12 protein-coding genes are annotated in these 15252 nt (G+C 67.5%); 3 read left to right on the top strand and 9 right to left on the bottom strand.

What is annotated here, in order from left to right; translation table 11 throughout:
• Positions 1-190 precede the first annotated feature (190 nt).
• The 5 genes from OVA06_RS05205 to OVA06_RS05185 all read right to left on the bottom strand — a co-directional run bounded on the left by OVA06_RS05205 (position 191) and on the right by OVA06_RS05185 (position 8874).
• Positions 191-2254, bottom strand: coding sequence for an acyltransferase family protein (locus tag OVA06_RS05205; protein ID WP_268156792.1), 2064 nt, complete (start codon positions 2252-2254; stop codon positions 191-193).
• Complete coding sequence (locus OVA06_RS05200) at positions 2251-4314, bottom strand: acyltransferase family protein (RefSeq protein ID WP_268156790.1); 2064 nt, start codon at positions 4312-4314, stop codon at positions 2251-2253. Before OVA06_RS05200 ends, OVA06_RS05205 begins: the two co-directional genes overlap by 4 nt.
• A 37-nt stretch (positions 4315-4351) precedes the next feature.
• A complete protein-coding gene (locus OVA06_RS05195; RefSeq protein ID WP_261618732.1) occupies positions 4352-5488 on the bottom strand; it encodes a flavin-containing monooxygenase in 1137 nt (378 codons plus the stop codon).
• A gap of 93 nt (positions 5489-5581) precedes the next feature.
• Complete coding sequence (locus tag OVA06_RS05190) at positions 5582-7228, bottom strand: response regulator transcription factor (protein WP_268156788.1); 1647 nt, start codon at positions 7226-7228, stop codon at positions 5582-5584.
• A gap of 122 nt (positions 7229-7350) precedes the next feature.
• Entirely contained in the window at positions 7351-8874 is a 1524-nt protein-coding gene (locus OVA06_RS05185; RefSeq protein ID WP_268160642.1) for an ATP-dependent DNA ligase, read from the bottom strand.
• A 64-nt stretch (positions 8875-8938) separates the two neighbouring features.
• Between OVA06_RS05185 and OVA06_RS05180 the strand changes: the two genes are divergently transcribed.
• Positions 8939-9541 carry a dihydrofolate reductase family protein gene (locus OVA06_RS05180; protein ID WP_268156786.1) on the top strand — a complete coding sequence of 201 codons (603 nt, stop codon included), beginning with the start codon at positions 8939-8941 and terminating at the stop codon, positions 9539-9541.
• Positions 9542-9679: 138 nt separating this feature from the next.
• Here OVA06_RS05180 and groL read toward each other — a convergent pair whose 3' ends face one another.
• Positions 9680-11290, bottom strand: coding sequence for a chaperonin GroEL (gene groL / locus OVA06_RS05175; RefSeq protein WP_056075200.1), 1611 nt, complete (start codon positions 11288-11290; stop codon positions 9680-9682).
• An 80-nt stretch (positions 11291-11370) separates the two neighbouring features.
• Complete coding sequence (gene groES, locus OVA06_RS05170; RefSeq protein ID WP_003805290.1) at positions 11371-11664, bottom strand: co-chaperone GroES; 294 nt, start codon at positions 11662-11664, stop codon at positions 11371-11373.
• Positions 11665-11888: 224 nt separating this feature from the next.
• Here groES and OVA06_RS05165 point away from each other — a divergent pair, with 224 nt between their 5' ends.
• Positions 11889-12818, top strand: a complete 930-nt coding sequence (locus OVA06_RS05165; protein WP_268156783.1) for a DMT family transporter — start codon at positions 11889-11891, stop codon at positions 12816-12818.
• Here OVA06_RS05165 and OVA06_RS05160 read toward each other — a convergent pair.
• Positions 12746-13123, bottom strand: coding sequence for a hypothetical protein (locus tag OVA06_RS05160; RefSeq protein ID WP_268156781.1), 378 nt, complete (start codon positions 13121-13123; stop codon positions 12746-12748). The two genes, OVA06_RS05165 and OVA06_RS05160, sit on opposite strands and share 73 nt — an antisense overlap.
• Before the next feature lie 53 nt (positions 13124-13176).
• Here OVA06_RS05160 and OVA06_RS05155 point away from each other — a divergent pair, with 53 nt between their 5' ends.
• Entirely contained in the window at positions 13177-14412 is a 1236-nt protein-coding gene (locus OVA06_RS05155; RefSeq protein WP_268156779.1) for a class I SAM-dependent methyltransferase, read from the top strand.
• Positions 14413-14415: 3 nt separating this feature from the next.
• Here the strand turns inward: OVA06_RS05155 and OVA06_RS05150 are convergent, their stop codons facing one another.
• Entirely contained in the window at positions 14416-15234 is an 819-nt protein-coding gene (locus tag OVA06_RS05150; RefSeq protein ID WP_268156777.1) for a shikimate 5-dehydrogenase, read from the bottom strand.
• Positions 15235-15252 lie beyond the last annotated feature (18 nt).

Genomic DNA, 15252 nt, shown 5'->3' with positions numbered 1-15252 from the left:
CCGTCATTACGGAACTGGCCTGTGCAGGACACACTCCGGAAACGCCGCTAGCGTCGGCCGGCCATCCGGAGCAGAAAGTGTTGAGTAAATATTAGAACCTTCGCGCCAATCCCCCTATTCCAGCCGGACGATGTGAGCAACCGCACTCCCCCGGCCCCACGCCTCGGCGTGCGGCCCGCAAGGACCTGGCTCAGGTCCAGCCGGTGGCGGCCAGCAGCCGTTGCTCGAACATGGGAATCATGGATTCGGCGTAGGTCCTGCTCAGGTGGTTGTCGTCCTTGTACACATAGACATTGCCCACCACCGCGGGGCAGACGCCGCGGGCGCAGATGAAGTCGCTCATGTCCATCAGGTGCAGGCCATCCACCTTGCCGCGGTAATTTTCCAGCGGCGAAGGCTCCACCAGGGACTCGGCGACGGGCGGGTTGCATTCCGGAGCGTCCGCACCGTTGCGCTGGACGCACTCGGGCATGTTGAACGTGAACCTGGGGTTGTCGCGGATGCCCAGGATTTCGATCCCCGCGTCAGCAAACGGGCGGATGCCGTCCAGGTAGCCGGGGACCTCCGTTTCGAACGGGGCTTCCTCGTGCGTCAGGGATGCCACGGTGAAGACGGCGTCGGGCCGGTGTTCCAGCACGTAGCCAGCGCTTGCCCTGTTGTAGGCGTTGCATTCGGCGGTCCTGGTGTCCGACTCGGCACCGAACCTGCAGGCAGGCATCAGCAGCGTGACCAGTTCCCAGCCTTTGGCCGCCGCGATAGGGGCCAGCGCGCCGAGGTACTGCTGCGAGTGGGAATCGCCCAGGACGACGATGCGCTTGGTGCCGCCGCCTTCGGGGATTTCCTGGCGGCACCCTTCCAGGATGGGATCGTCCGTGGCGTTGGACCCGCTGCAGGGGGTCTGGATACCCGCCCAGTCATTGTCCAGGGCTGAGGGCCCGGGGATGATCCTCGCGGCGGGCGCTGGGTCCGCTTCAATCCCCGGGGTGAGCACCGCGGCGCCGGGCGTCAGCTCCCTCGGCTGGGCCGCCGTCGCGGTTTCCTCCGCGGTGAGGAAGGTCTGCCAGAGGGAAACGGGTCCCGCGAGGATGGCACCGCAGGCGGCAATCACGACGGCGGTGCGCCAGGCCCGCAGCTTGGGCCAGTGCCAGTCCCGCAGCGGTTTCTCCACGAACCGGGTGGTGAGGACGGCCAGCAGGACGGACGCACCGACGATGCCCAGCCCCTGCATGAGGTTCGGGGCTTCGACGCCGGTGGCCGCGAGCGCGAGGACCAGTACCGGCCAGTGCCACAGGTACAGGGCGTAGGAGTTGTCGCCCAGCGCCACGGCCGGCTTGCTGCTGAGCACACGGTCCACGCCGTACCGGTTCCCGGTCTGTCCTGCCACGATGATCGCGGCGGCGGACAGGGTGGGCCACAGCGCCACGAAACCGGGGAAGGACCTGTCCACCGTCAGGAGGAGGCCGCACGACACCATTCCGACCAGGCCGGCCCAGCCCAGAACAACGCGCAGCGCCTTGCCGGGTTTGAGGTACGGCAGTGCGAGCGCCAGCAGGGAGCCCAGTGCGAACTCCCAAAGCCTGGCCCGGGTGTCGAAGTAGGCGTAGGCCTGGTTGCCTGCCGTTTGTTCAATGGAGTAGGCCAGCGACACTGCGAACACGGCGCCGAAGCCGATACCCAGGAGGCCCCGGTAGGTCAGTCCTGCGCAGGCCGGGAGGCGGCGCAGCACAGCGAGGATGCCGGCGGCGGCCGCGAAGATGAGCGGCCAGAGGATGAATACCTGGCCTTGGATGGACAGCGACCAGAAGTGTTGCAGCGGGCTGGCTCCGGCGTGGTCCTGGGCGTAGTAGTCCACGGCGGTGTCGGCAAGCAGCCAGTTCTGCCGGTACAGCAGGGAGGCCCACGCCTGGTCCAGGATCTGCGGCCAGCGGCCCTGCGGCAGGATCAGCCAGGTGCCGGCCAGCACGCCGAGGATCACCACGACGGCGGCGGGCAGCAGGCGCTTAAAGAGGTGCAGCCAGTGCCCCAGCAACCCGAAGGGGCGGCCCGTTTCGGCTTTCCGGACGAAGGACAGCGTGAGGAGGAAGGCCGAAATCAGCAGGAAGATGTCCACGCCGCCGGAGACCCTCCCCAGCCAGACGTGGTAGGCCACGACCATCAGGACGGCGAGGGCCCGCAGTCCCTGGACCTCTGGCCTGAAGGAGGCCGTCCGGGTCTTGGCACCTGCCGCCGGCTGCACCTTATCGCTGCCTGTCATTTCCACCCCGTTGCTTCGAAGAAGCGCCTGCCAAACTCGTCAGCCATGCTTTCGGTGTATTCGGCGGTGAGGTGGTTGTCGTCCAGGTACACGAAGATGTTCCCGACCACTCCCGGACATTCTGTTGCCGTGCAGATACGGTCTGTGAGGTCCAGGATTGCCAGGTCCGGCAGGCTGTCCTTGAGGGCGGCCAGGGGATTCTCCGGCGCCAGGGCGTCCCGCACGGCCGGGCGGCATGACTGGGCGTCCGGGCCGTCCGTCACCACACATTCGGCCATGTTGAATGTAAACCGGGGATTGTCCCTGAGTGCCACCACGTCGATGCCCTTGTCCATCCACGGCCCCACAAGGTCAGCGAAGCCCGGCGTCAGTTCCTCTGCGGAACTGGAAGGCGCCGCTGCGGTGCCCAGCAGGATGATGGCATCCGGCTGCTGCCGCTCGATCTCTTTCTGGACGGAAGCGTTGTAGGTTTCGCAATCGTCGCTGGCCGCCTTCCCGGCCGGCGCGACTTTGCAGGCGCCCTTCAGCATGGAGTACAGGAGCCAGTTGTTTTGCGCGGCGATGGGTTTGACGGCTCCGGACCACTGCTGCGCATGGCTGTCCCCCAGCACCAGGACGCGACGCGACGGATTACCGGATGGCTTCTGTTCAAAGCAGGTGTCCTTCACCGCCTGGTCCTGCGGAGTGATGTCGCCCGTGCAGGGCCCGTCGAGTGAAACCCAGTTCTGGGGCAGGTCGGTGGCAGTCGGCAGCAGGGTGACGTCGCCGGCCGGCACGGTGCCGGTGAACGCCGGATCCAGCGCCCGCGAGCCCGGATTGTTCGCCACTTTCTGCTCCTGGGCCACCCGGCGCTCTGTGTCCAGCTGGTTGCGCCACAGCGCCAGGGGCGCCGCCGCCACGGAAACGGCCAGCATGATGGCCAGCACGGCACGGCGTTTCCTGGCATCGGGCCACTTCCATTCCCGCCAGGGCTTTTCAATAAAGCGTGTGGTCAGGTACGCGAGGGCGAGCGCCGCGACGATGATGACCGTGCCGGACAGCCAGCCCGCATGTTCCTTTCCGGTCCATGCCAGCGCGAGCACCAGCACCGGCCAGTGCCAGAGGTACAGCCCGTAGGAGATGTCTCCCAGCTTGACCAGGGGTTTGGAGCTGAGGATCCGGTCCACGCCGGCCGGGCTTTGCGTCTGGCCGGCCACAATGACGAATGCGGCCGCGACGGTTGGCCACAGTGCTGCCACGCCGGGAAAAGCTGCCTGGACGTTGAGCAGGATGCCGCAGGCGAGCATGGCGATGACACCCACCCAGCCCATGGCGATGCGCACAGCACGGGACAGCCGCAGCCCGGGAAGGACGAGGGCCACCAGCGTGCCCAATGCGAATTCCCAGAGCCGGGCGCCCGTGTCGAAGTATGCCTGGACCTGGTTGGTGGCCGTGAAGTAGATCGAATACGCCAGCGAGACGAGGAATACGAGGAAGAACACGTAGGCCAGCAGCGGCCGGTAGGAAAGTCTGAACCGGCGGGCCGCCCAGGCGGCGGCGAGGAAGATCAGCGGCCACAGGATGAACACCTGGCCTTGGATGGACAGCGACCAGAAGTGCTGCAGGGGGCTGGCAAGGCTGTGGTCGTTCGCGTAGTAGTCCACGGCCTGCGCCTGCAGAAGCCGGTTCTCCGAGTAGAACAGCGAAGCCCAGCCCTGGTCGATGAGGTCCAGCCACCGGGTCCGCGGCAGGACCAGGTAGGAGACGGCCAGGGTGGCAACAATGACGGTGACGGCGGCGGGAAGGAGCCTCCGGAACAGGTGCAGCCAGTGCTTGCGCAGGGCGAAAGGCTCCCTGCGCTCGTGGCGCCCGACGAACTGGAAGGTCATCAGGAACGCGGAGATCAGGAGGAAGACGTCCACGCCCCCTGACACCCTTCCGAACCACACGTGGTAGGTCACCACCATGAGGACAGCGAGGGATCGAAGGCCCTGGATTTCGGGGCGATATGACGACTTTCGGGATGCCTGCCGGCGGTCAGCGGCAGGCGCCGTCGCTCCCTTGGTCCACAGTGTTGGCACAATCAAACCCTTCGGAGCGCGTAATCAACCGTCGAGTTTAGCGGAAGGCGGCGCTCCTTCCCGAATCTACAGCGTGTCGTTCCGGCAGCCTGCCGGCCAGATACCGGGCATCGCGGACGCTTCCGGTCACTGTGGCGGACGCCGCGGCGTACTGGAAATTCCGGCCGAGGAAGTAGAGGCCGGGAGTGTTTAGAGCTTCCCCGCGGTACTGCCGCTGCCCTCCCCCGGCGCCCGCCAGGGCCGGGTCAACCCAGTCCAGGTCCTCATGGTATCCCGTGCACCAGATGACGTTTGCGACGTCTGGGCGCGTCCCGTTTGCGAGGACAGGCAGCCCGCCCTCCACGCCGCTGACCCTGGGGACGAACTGGACACCGGCGGCAGCGAGGTCGCGGCGCTTGGTCCTGATCAGTGGCGCCCCGTGGGCTGTGAACTCCGGCGCAATCTTCCGTCCCACCGGGGTGCCCAGGCTCAGGACGTGCAGGCCTGCGAACCGGACCAGGGGCAGGATGAAGCGGGCTGTTGTCCGGCCGTGCTTGAACGGCATTTCCTTGGGCGCGTTCGCGGCAACAAGTGTTGCGTGGGTGCGGGCCACCTCTTTGGCGATTTCGGCTCCGGAGTTGCCCAGTCCCACCACCAGGACGGGGCCGTCCCGGAGTTGTGAGGGGTTCTTGTAGGCGCTGGAGTGGAACTGCACTATTGAGTCCGTCAGTTCCGCGGCAAACGGCGGAACCTTGGGATGCCGTTCCGCGCCCGTGGCCAGGACCACGTTGCGGGCCTCCCATCGCTGCCCATTCGCGGCGGCCACAAAGCGGCCGCCTTCACGCCAGAGGCGTTCCACCCTGACTCCCGTCAGCACCGGAAGCTCCAGGCCGGCCGCGTAGCGTTCCAGGTAGTCGGCCATGTCGTCCTTGCCGGGAAAGGACAGCGGATCCGCCGGGAAGGGAACTCCGGGAAGTCCGTTGTATTTTGCCGGGGTGAAGAGGCGCAGGGAATCCCAGCGCAACCTCCAGCCGTCACCGATCCTCGGGTTGGCATCGAGAATCAGGAATTGCCGGCCCTGGCGGGACAGATGGTGGCCGATCGCCAGCCCTGCCTGCCCGCCGCCGATCACCAGGGTGTCCAGCACTTCCGGAGCGCTGTTGGTACCTGCAGTACCGGTGGTGTTCTCGTTCATGCTCTGAGGCTATGCCCGGGCCCGCCCGGCGTGCGTCGGCAAAAGTGTGCAAATCCGCGGTGCCCTCCAATGGGTATTTCTACCCAGCAGCGATCAGCCGGCGAGCCCGTGTTCGAAGGCATAACGCGTGGCGGCTGCCCGCGACGTGAGGCCCAGCTTGAGGAAGATGTTGCTGACGTGGCGTGCCACCGTCTTTTCACTAAGGAAGAGCCCGACGGCGATGGCACGGTTTCCCTGCCCGGACGCCACCAGCCGCAGGACCTGCTCCTCGCGCGGGGTGAGCGGCCCGGCCACCTTGCCACGGCCACGCGGCATCAGCGAGGCCGCCCACGCAGCAGCAGGCGCTGCACCGAGTCCGGCCAGCGCCTCGTGGGCGGCAGCGAGCTCCATGTCGGCCGAAGTTTCGTCGCCAAGCCCCAGGCAGGCCTGCCCGATGAGCACCCTGCACCGCGCGGCCTCATAGGGCACGCCGAGGTCGAACCAGAGGCGCCATGCCCGCCGCAGTGCTGCGCAGGCCCCCAGTGGGTCTGCCTCCGCCAGCCGGACAGCGCCGTCAGCCTGGGCCGCGACGGCGCGCACCATGGGCGTGGCAGACCCTGCGGCGAAGCGGCCCAGTTCATCGGCTCCCTGCCGTGCCGCCGCCACATCCGGAACTGCCAGTTCGATCTCCACCAGTGCAGGCAACAGGTGCCGTCGGATGGCGGCGTCCGCGGTTCCGGCTGCCCTGCGGATCATCGACTGTGCCTGCTGTATGTCTCCGCGCTGGAGTACCAGGAGGGCCAGGCCCGGCTGCGGCTCAAACCCGCTGTTGGCAGCACTGCTGAAGGAAAGGCCTGCCGCGTCCAGCTGGCCGCGAAGCCGCTGCACCTCGCCCCGCTGGTAGTTGGCTCCGAACAGCACCTCGGGGTCGTTGCCCGCAGTGCGTGCATCCGCCGTGGTGGCCGCGGCCAGCGCCTCTTCCCAGGCTCCGTGCCAGCGGAAGAGCTCTGCCCGGTGGGCCTGGCACTGGCCGCTGAATGCCGCCATGTCCGGCTGCCCGGCACACCAGCGGTCAAGTGCTGCCGTCCATTCCAGTGCCCGGCCGAGGTCGAAGGCCAGCTGGCAGGATGCAATGACGGCGCAGTAGGCAATCCCCGACGGTATGGCCGAAACTTCACCGGCGGTGACCGCAACCATGACCTCGTCGAAGATCTGCAGGCCCTCCTCCACCCGGCCCTGTCCCACCGCTGCCAGGCCGGTACCGAGCAGGGCGAGCGCCATGAGGTCCCGGTCCTGGAAGGCCTGGCCAATGCCGGCGGCCCGGGCGAGCAGCTCAAGGGCTCCCCCGGGGTCACCCTGGTGCAGGCGTGCCAGGGACATCGGGATCATCAGGAACCCCTCGACGGCGTCCGGCCGCGGGATCTCCGCCACCAGCCGCTGCCCCCGGGCCAGCCACCCGCCCGCACGTTCTCCCTCGCCAAAGTGCATGAGGTGGATTGCCATCCAGCCCGCACACCGGGCGGCCCCGGCAAGGTCGCCTACCACCAGGTATTCCTCATGGGCCCGGGTCAGCGACGCAAACCCGGCAGCGGCGCTGCCGGTCAGGATTTCGGCGGTGGCAAGGCGTTCGAGGTCCGCCGCGGGAAGTCCGCCCGATTGGTCTGCTTCCCGCAGCGTTTGGAAGGCATCGGTCCAACGCTGCTCGCGGAATGCCGCGCGGCCGCGGTCCAGGCCGTCATCCAGTCCTGTTTCAGCCGACACCTGGCCTCCTTCCGGATACCCGCCGAGCCGGCCCGCCGCCATCGTGCGCTGGCCGCAGCGGTGCCTAAGCGTCACCGTACGCCGGGCACCCGCGCCAGACAAGCAGCAGGCCGGCTGCCGGATCAGGGGCGCAGCAGCGCTCGAAGGGCCTGGATGGTGTCGGCCTCAGCGGCGGTCTTGTCCTCGCGGTAGCCCTTGACCCGTGCGAAGCGGAGGGCGATGCGGCCCGGGTAACGCGGGGACTGCTGCACGCCGTCGATGGCAATCTCGACGACGGTGACCGGCTCCACCCAGACGGTGCCGGCGGTGCGCCGCACCTCGATCTCCTGGAACCGTTCGGTCTGCCACTGCAACAGGGCATCGGTGAGGCCCTTGAAGGTCTTGCCCACCATCACGTACCCGCCGGGCTCACCGAACTCGCCGTCAGGGTCGAGGGCACCAAGGTGCAGGTTGGACAGCATCCCGGCGCGCCGCCCCGAGCCCCACTCGCATGCGAGCACCACAAGGTCGTAGGTGAGCACCGGCTTGACCTTGATCCAGTTGGACCCACGGCGCCCGGCCGAGTACACGGACCCCACCGATTTCAGCATGACGCCCTCATGTCCCGCCGAGAGCGCGTCACGCGATATCCGCCCGGCAACCTCCGGGTCCGCGGTAATCTCCCCCGGGATCCGGTGGGCGGGGGCAATGGATTCGAGCACCTTAATCCGCTCGGACAGGGGTTCATCAAGCAGGTCCCGGCCATCAATGTGCAGCACGTCAAAAAACCAGGGATGCAGCACCGTGGTGCGTGCGGCGTCGGCACCGAACCGGGACATGGTCTCCTGGAACGGCCGCGGGGCGCCGTCCTCTCCCAGGGCCAGGGTCTCGCCGTCGAGGATCACATCGTGCACCGGAAACCCGCGCACCACCTCCACCACCTCGGGGAGCCGGTGCGTCACCTCGGCCAGGGTGCGCGTGAAAATGCGGACGTCGTCGCCGGACCGGTGCACCTGGATGCGGGCGCCGTCGAGCTTGTATTCCACGGACGCTTCGCCTGTGGTCTCCAACGCGGCCGTGACGCTTGCGCCGGTCCCTGCGAGCATGGGCTGCACGGGCCGGCCCACCTGCAGGCCAACCTCGTCCAGCTCCGCAGCTGTGCCCGTCAGCGCCAGCCGGGCCGTCGAGCCGAGGTCACCGGACAGCATCGCGGCCCTGCGGACGGACTCGACGGAGCGCTCCGCTGCGCGGGCCACTGCATCGGTCAGGACACCTTCCAGCGCCCCCGTTCGCAGTTCGCCCAGGAGCACGCCGCCGATGAACGCCTGCTCCCGTTCGGTTGCCGCTGCGGTGAGCTCGCGGAGGGTGGCCGCGCGTTCGGCTGCCGAGCCCGCCCCGGCGAGGGCCTGGAGCCGGTCCAGCGCGGCGTCGAGGGCGGCGAGGGTGAGGCCGGGTTCCGCGGCAGGCACTCCCATGGCCGCTGACATGCCGCGCCACCCGACGCCCACCCGCCCTTGGCGGGGTTTGGCGGTGAGGAGGCCGACGGCGGCAGGAATGTCCGCGGGGTCGAGCCGCTTCAGCAGCTGGGCCAGGGCGTCCACCTTCGCCAGCCTGGAGCGGGTGGACGCGACGGCGTCAGTGGTCCTCACAAGCTCGTCCAGCAGCATGGCAACAGTCTGCCACGCCGCCGGACCCTCGACAGGTACGGACGGCCGGTTCCAGAATGGACGGATGGGCATCATCGTTGCGAACCTGTTCATCACCCTTGACGGCGTGTACCAGGCGCCCGGTGGCCGGGAGGAGGACCCCACGGACGGCTTCGCCTTCGGCGGCTGGCAGGCGCCGGTCTCCGATGATGAAGCAGGGGCGGACATCGCCGCGGCCATCGACCGCATGGATGCCCTGCTCCTGGGCCGGAAAACCTACGACATCTTTGCCTCATATTGGCCGCACCAGTCAGACGAGATCGCCGGCGTGCTCAACCGGGTCCCGAAGTTCGTGGTGTCCGGGTCCCTCACCGATCCCGGGTGGGAGGGCACCACGGTGCTCCCGGACCCGGCGGCGGCGGGAGAGCTCCGGCGGCAGTATGACGAAGTGCAGATGTTCGGCAGCGGCGAGCTCATCCGTTCACTGTTGGCCGCCGACGTGCTGGACCGCCTCCACCTGTGGCTCTATCCTGTGGCACTCGGGCAGGGAAAGCGGTTGTTCGACGCCGGGACCGTCCCTTCCACGTTCCGCCTCGCCGAGCCGGTCCGTTCCTTTCCAAAAGGTGCGGTGTCGCTGGTCTATGAGCGTGCCGGAGACGTTGAAACCCGGGAGATGGATGCCACTTAGGCCGCCACTAACCTCGCTTCGCCCGGCCAGGGAACCCTGGCGGCATGGGCCCAGCCATTGACGGCACACAAAAAACCGGCCCGGCGGATGGCCGGACCGGTTCTCTGTATTTGCGGCTTTACCCGCGGGACAACAGCCTTAGTGGCTGTGGCCTGCGTGCTCGTCCTCGTCGGCCGGCTTCTCCACAACAAGGGTCTCGGTGGTGAGAACCAGGGCTGCGATGGAGGCAGCGTTACGGAGGGCAGCGCGGGTGACCTTGACGGGGTCGATGACGCCTGCAGCGATCAGGTCCTCGTACTCGCCCGACTTGGCGTTGAAGCCGTTGTTGGTGTCGAGTTCGGCCACCTTGGCGGTGATGACGTAGCCGTCGAAACCGGCGTTCTGGGCGATCCAGCGCAGCGGCTGGACCAGGGCGCGGCGGACGATGCCGACAGCAGCTGCAGCGTCGCCTTCGAGTGCCTTGACGGCCGGGTCCTCATCCAGTGCCTTCAGGGCGTGGATCAGCGCGGAACCGCCGCCGGCCACGATGCCTTCTTCCAAGGCGGCGCGGGTGGAAGAAACCGCATCTTCGATGCGGTGCTTCTTTTCCTTCAGCTCAACCTCGGTGGCAGCGCCGACCTTGATCACGCCGATGCCGCCGGCCAGCTTGGCCAGGCGTTCCTGGAGCTTTTCCTTGTCCCAATCGGAGTCGGTGCGGGTCAGCTCAGCGCGGAGCTGGGCAACGCGGGCGGAGACGTCCTCGGCCGAACCGGCGCCGTCAACGATGGTGGTGTTGTCCTTGGTGACGGTGATGCGGCGGGCAGTACCGAGCACCTCGAGGCCAACGGTGTCCAGGCTCAGGCCCAGCTCAGGGGAAACAACCTGCGCACCGGTGAGGGTGGCGATGTCCTGCAGCATGGCCTTGCGGCGGTCGCCAAAGCCGGGAGCCTTGACTGCCACCACGTTGAGGGTGCCACGGATGCGGTTGACGATCAGCGTGGACAGGGCCTCGCCGTCGATGTCCTCGGCGATGATGAACAGGGGCTTGGAGCTCTGCAGCGCCTTCTCCAGCAGCGGCAGGAATTCCTGCACGGCGGAGATCTTGCCCTGGTTGATCAGGATGAGGGCGTCCTCGAGGACTGCTTCCTGGCGCTCTGCGTCGGTGACGAAGTACGGGGACAGGTAGCCCTTGTCGAACTGCATGCCTTCGGTGAGGACCAGCTCGGTCTGCGTGGTGGAGGATTCCTCGATGGTGATCACACCATCCTTGCCCACCTTGCCGAATGCCTCGGCGAGCAGTTCGCCCACCTCGTCGCTCTGGGCGGAGATGGAGGCCACGTTGGCAACCTGGGTGCCTTCGACCGGACGGGCGTTCTCGAGCAGGCGGGCAGCCACGGCCTCAACCGAAACCTCGATGCCCCGCTTGATCTGGCCGGGAGCGGCGCCTGCGGCCACGTTGCGGAGGCCTTCCTTGACCAGTGCCTGGGCCAGGACCGTTGCGGTGGTGGTGCCGTCACCGGCAACATCGTTGGTCTTGGTGGCAACTTCCTTGGCGAGCTGTGCGCCAAGGTTCTCGTAGGGGTCGTCCAGCTCGACTTCGCGGGCGATGGTGACGCCGTCGTTCGTGATGGTGGGTGCGCCCCACTTCTTGTCCAGGACGACGTTGCGGCCGCGGGGGCCGAGCGTCACCTTGACAGTGTTGGCGAGCTTGTCGATGCCGGCTTCGAGGGACCGGCGGGCAGCGTCGTTAAACGCAAGCTGCTTTGCCATGGTTGTGTCCTTTCAAGACAGAAACCCCGCGCAGCTGACCAGCATCAAGGCATGACCAGCGGCGCGGGGATCCGGAAGATTTACTTTACGACGATCGCCAGGACGTCGCGGGCGGACAGCACGAGGTATTCGGTGCCACCGGTCTTGACTTCGGTTCCGCCGTACTTGGAGTAGATGACTACGTCGCCGACAGCTACGTCGACCGGGACGCGGTTGCCGTCTTCGAAGCGGCCGGGGCCAACTGCGACAACTTCGCCTTCCTGCGGCTTCTCCTGCGCGGAGTCCGGGATTACCAGGCCGGAAGCCGTGGTCTGCTCGGCTTCGAGCGGGCGGACAACAATACGATCCTCAAGAGGCTTAATAGAGACCGACACTCGGACCTCTCCTTTTCGTCAGCAAATTCGTGGACTTGAAAGCCGTTTGCCATGGCTGGCAACCGTCGTCGCGGTGCCGGCAGCAGCCAGGCTGGCAGCTCTTCATGTGTTAGCACCCTCCTAGGGAGAGTGCTAATGAAGACTCTAGGCCGGGGTTAGCACTCGGTCAAGGCGAGTGCCAGCCATTTCGTCATCGGAGAACACTTAGCCTGTACATTGAACCGGTGCGAGCCGCCTTCTTCCTGATCCTTGCCACCCTCTTCTGGGCCGGAAACTTCGTGGTGGGCCAGGCCGCCGTTCAGTCCATGGCCCCGCTGCAGTTGACGTTCTGGCGCTGGACACTGGCCGCCCTGCCGCTGCTGTTCCTCGCGCACGTGGTGGACCGCCCCAACTGGCGGGCAGTCCTCCGCCACTGGCCCGCGCTGCTCATGCTCAGCGCGCTGGGCATGACCGCCTACACGCTGCTGCTCTACAGCGCCCTGCAGCACACGTCAGCACTGAACGCGTCCCTGGTGACGGCCGCAAACCCGGTGCTGATCATGGTGCTTGCCGCGGTGCTGCTGAAGGACAGACCGCGGCCATTGGGCTGGATCGGCCTGGCATTTGGCCTGGCGGGTGTCCTGCTGGTCCTCACCGGCGGGCAGCTGCAGCGGCTCCTGACCTTCTCGCTGGGCGCCGGCGAACTGCTGATCCTGGCGGCCATCACCGTCTGGGGCCTCTACACGGTCCTGGCCCGTCGCGTAGCGGTACCCGCCGTCACCTCCACGGCCTTGCAGGCGGCCCTAGCGGCCGTTGCCCTGGCTCCTGTGGCCGCCGTGACCGGTGCAGGGTTCCCGTCCACCCAGTCCGGGGCCTGGTCCCTGGCGTTCATCGCCGTCTTCCCCTCGCTGGGCTCCTACCTGCTGTGGAACCTGGCGCTGAAGCGCACCAGCGCGGCAAATGCCGGAAACTACCTCAACCTCATCGCGGTCTTCACGGCGATCATCACCGTACTGCTGGGCCAGCCCATCACGGCGGCCCAGATTGCAGGCGGCGTCCTGGTGATTTCAGGGGTCCTGCTGACGGGTGCGGGCCAGCGCCCTCAGCGGCCGAGGTCGTCGAAGCCGACGTCCTCGCCGCCATCGGAGGCGTTGCCCCGGTTACGGACCCGGTAGAGGACCACGGAGGAGGCGAGGACCACCAGCAGCGACGCCGCCAGGAGGGCGATTCCTCCCGCCCGCGCACCGGAATACAGGCCGCGGATGTCCTGCGCTTCCTGCGTGTTGTCCTGGATGTTGTTACCGCCCACGGAATAGACAGTGGCGTTGAACGTGTCCAGGAAGAAGATGATGACCAGCAGCGCCAGGCACACCACTGCCAGCACCGCACCGGCGATCAACGCGGGCCGCGCGTACCTCGCCGGACCCTGGACCGGGGGCGGCTGTTCTCCGGACTGTTCGGGACCTGCGCTGTCAACCATGGGTTCAACACTATCGGCATCCCGCCGCAGCCCGGGGCACTAGGCTGGAACGCATGGCTCACGCTCCCCAGGACCAGATTGCACCACTGCTGACCCCCGAAGGATGGGAGTTGCTGGCGTCGCTGGGCCCCTACACCGAGGACGGGTCCTTCGCCCTGAACGGTGAACTCCGGAAGGCCGGCCACAACCCCGAACTGGTGTCCGCCGTGCTCACCCAGTCCCGGCTCCGCACGAAGGCCGGAGCGAAGTTCGGCGAGTTCGCCCGGCAAATGCTCTTCACCCAGGCGGGGCTGGAACAGGCCACCCGCCTGAATGTTGCCGCCCGGCACGCCCAGCGGTTCGCCGCCGCCGGCGTTAGCCACGTGGCGGACCTGGGCTGCGGGCTCGGCGCCGATTCGCTGGCCCTCGCCTCCCTGGACATCGCCGTGACGGCAGTGGAGCTCGATGAAACCACGGCCGCGTGCGCCACGGTGAACCTCATCCCCTTTCCCAATGCGGAGGTTGTGCACGCCGACGCCACCTCGGTCCCCCTGGACGGGGTGGACGGCGTCTGGCTGGACCCGGCGCGCAGGGTCACCTCCACCTCCGGCACCAAGCGCATCTGGGACCCCGAGGCGTTCTCTCCCCCGTTGTCCTTCGTGGAGTCCCTTGCCGCGTCCGGGAAGGCCGTGGGCGTCAAGATGGGCCCGGGCATGCCCCACGATTCGGTTCCGCAGGGCTGCGAAGCGCAGTGGGTGTCCGTTGGTGGGGACGTCACCGAAGTGGCCCTGTGGTTCAACTCGGTCAGCCGGCCGGGGATACGCCGCGCGGCCCTGCTGCTGGGACCGCAGGGAGCGGCCGAGCTGACCAGCGGGGAGGATTTTGGGGAGGGGCCCGAGGCTCCGGTGGGCCCGGCTGAAGGGTACCTGTATGAGCCGGACGGAGCGGTCATCCGGGCAGGCCTCGTGGCCGACCTCGCGCTCGAACTGCGCGGGCACCTGCTGGACGAGCACATCGCCTACATCTGCTCGCCCGCCCTCGCAGATACCCCGTTCGCCCGCGCCTATAAGGTCCTGCGTGTGATGCCGTACAACGTCAAGGCGCTGAAGTCCTGGGTGAAGCAGGAAGGCATCACCGTGCTGGACATCAAGAAGCGCGGCACCGCCGTCACGCCGGAGGAACTCCGCAAGCAACTGCTGGGCGGCAAGGGCGCGGGCAACAGGAAGGGCGGCCGGACCGCCACCTTGGTCCTCACCCGCATCGGCGAGGACCGGGTGGCCATCGAGGTGGAGCCGGTCAAGCCGGCGTAGGCGTTACTGCGCGCGGGTAAATTCCTCGGCGGCCCGTACCTGGTCCGTCGTGGGACGCACACCGGTGTACAGCACAAACTGCTCCAGCGCCTGGATGGTGGCCACCTCAGCACCGGTGATCACCGGCTTGCCCGCCGCCCGGGCCGCCCGGATCAGCGGTGTTTCCGCCGGCAGCGCCACCACGTCGAAGACGAGTTTCGCGGCGTCGATGGCTTCTGACGGGAAGGACAGCGCGTCGGCGTCCGCACCGCCTGCCATACCGATAGGTGTCACGTTGACGATCATGTCCGCCATACCGCCGTCGAGCGCTGCACGCCAGCTAAAGCCGTACTGTTCGGCGAGCGCCCGGCCCGCCGCCTCGTTCCGGGCGATGACGGTGACGTCCGTGAAGCCTGCGTCGCGCAGCGCCGCCACGGTTGCTTTCGCCATGCCGCCGGCGCCCTGGACCAGGACCGAGTAGCCGGTCGGCACCGAGTTGGTGGCCAGCAGCTGCTCGATGGCCGTGTAGTCGGTGTTGTAGGCCTTGAGGTGCCCGTCCGTGTTCACGATGGTGTTGACTGAATCAATGGCTTTGGCCGAGGGGTCCATCTCGTCCACCAGCGCAATCACATCCTCCTTGTACGGCATGGACACGGCGCAGCCGCGGATACCGAGGCCCCGGACGCCGGCAATGGCCTGCTCCAGGTTGGTGGGCGCGAAGGCCTTGTAGATCCAGTTCAGGTCCAGCTGCCCGTACAGGTGGTTGTGGAAGCGCGTCCCGTTGTTGCTGGGCCGGGCCGAGAGGGAGATGCAGAGGGTCATGTCTTTATTGAGGATAGGCACCTGTCCATTAAACGCGGC

It is taken from the genome of Pseudarthrobacter sp. SL88 (assembly GCF_026672455.1).
Classification (GTDB): domain Bacteria; phylum Actinomycetota; class Actinomycetes; order Actinomycetales; family Micrococcaceae; genus Arthrobacter.
This window is presented reverse-complemented; position numbering and strand designations above follow the sequence as displayed.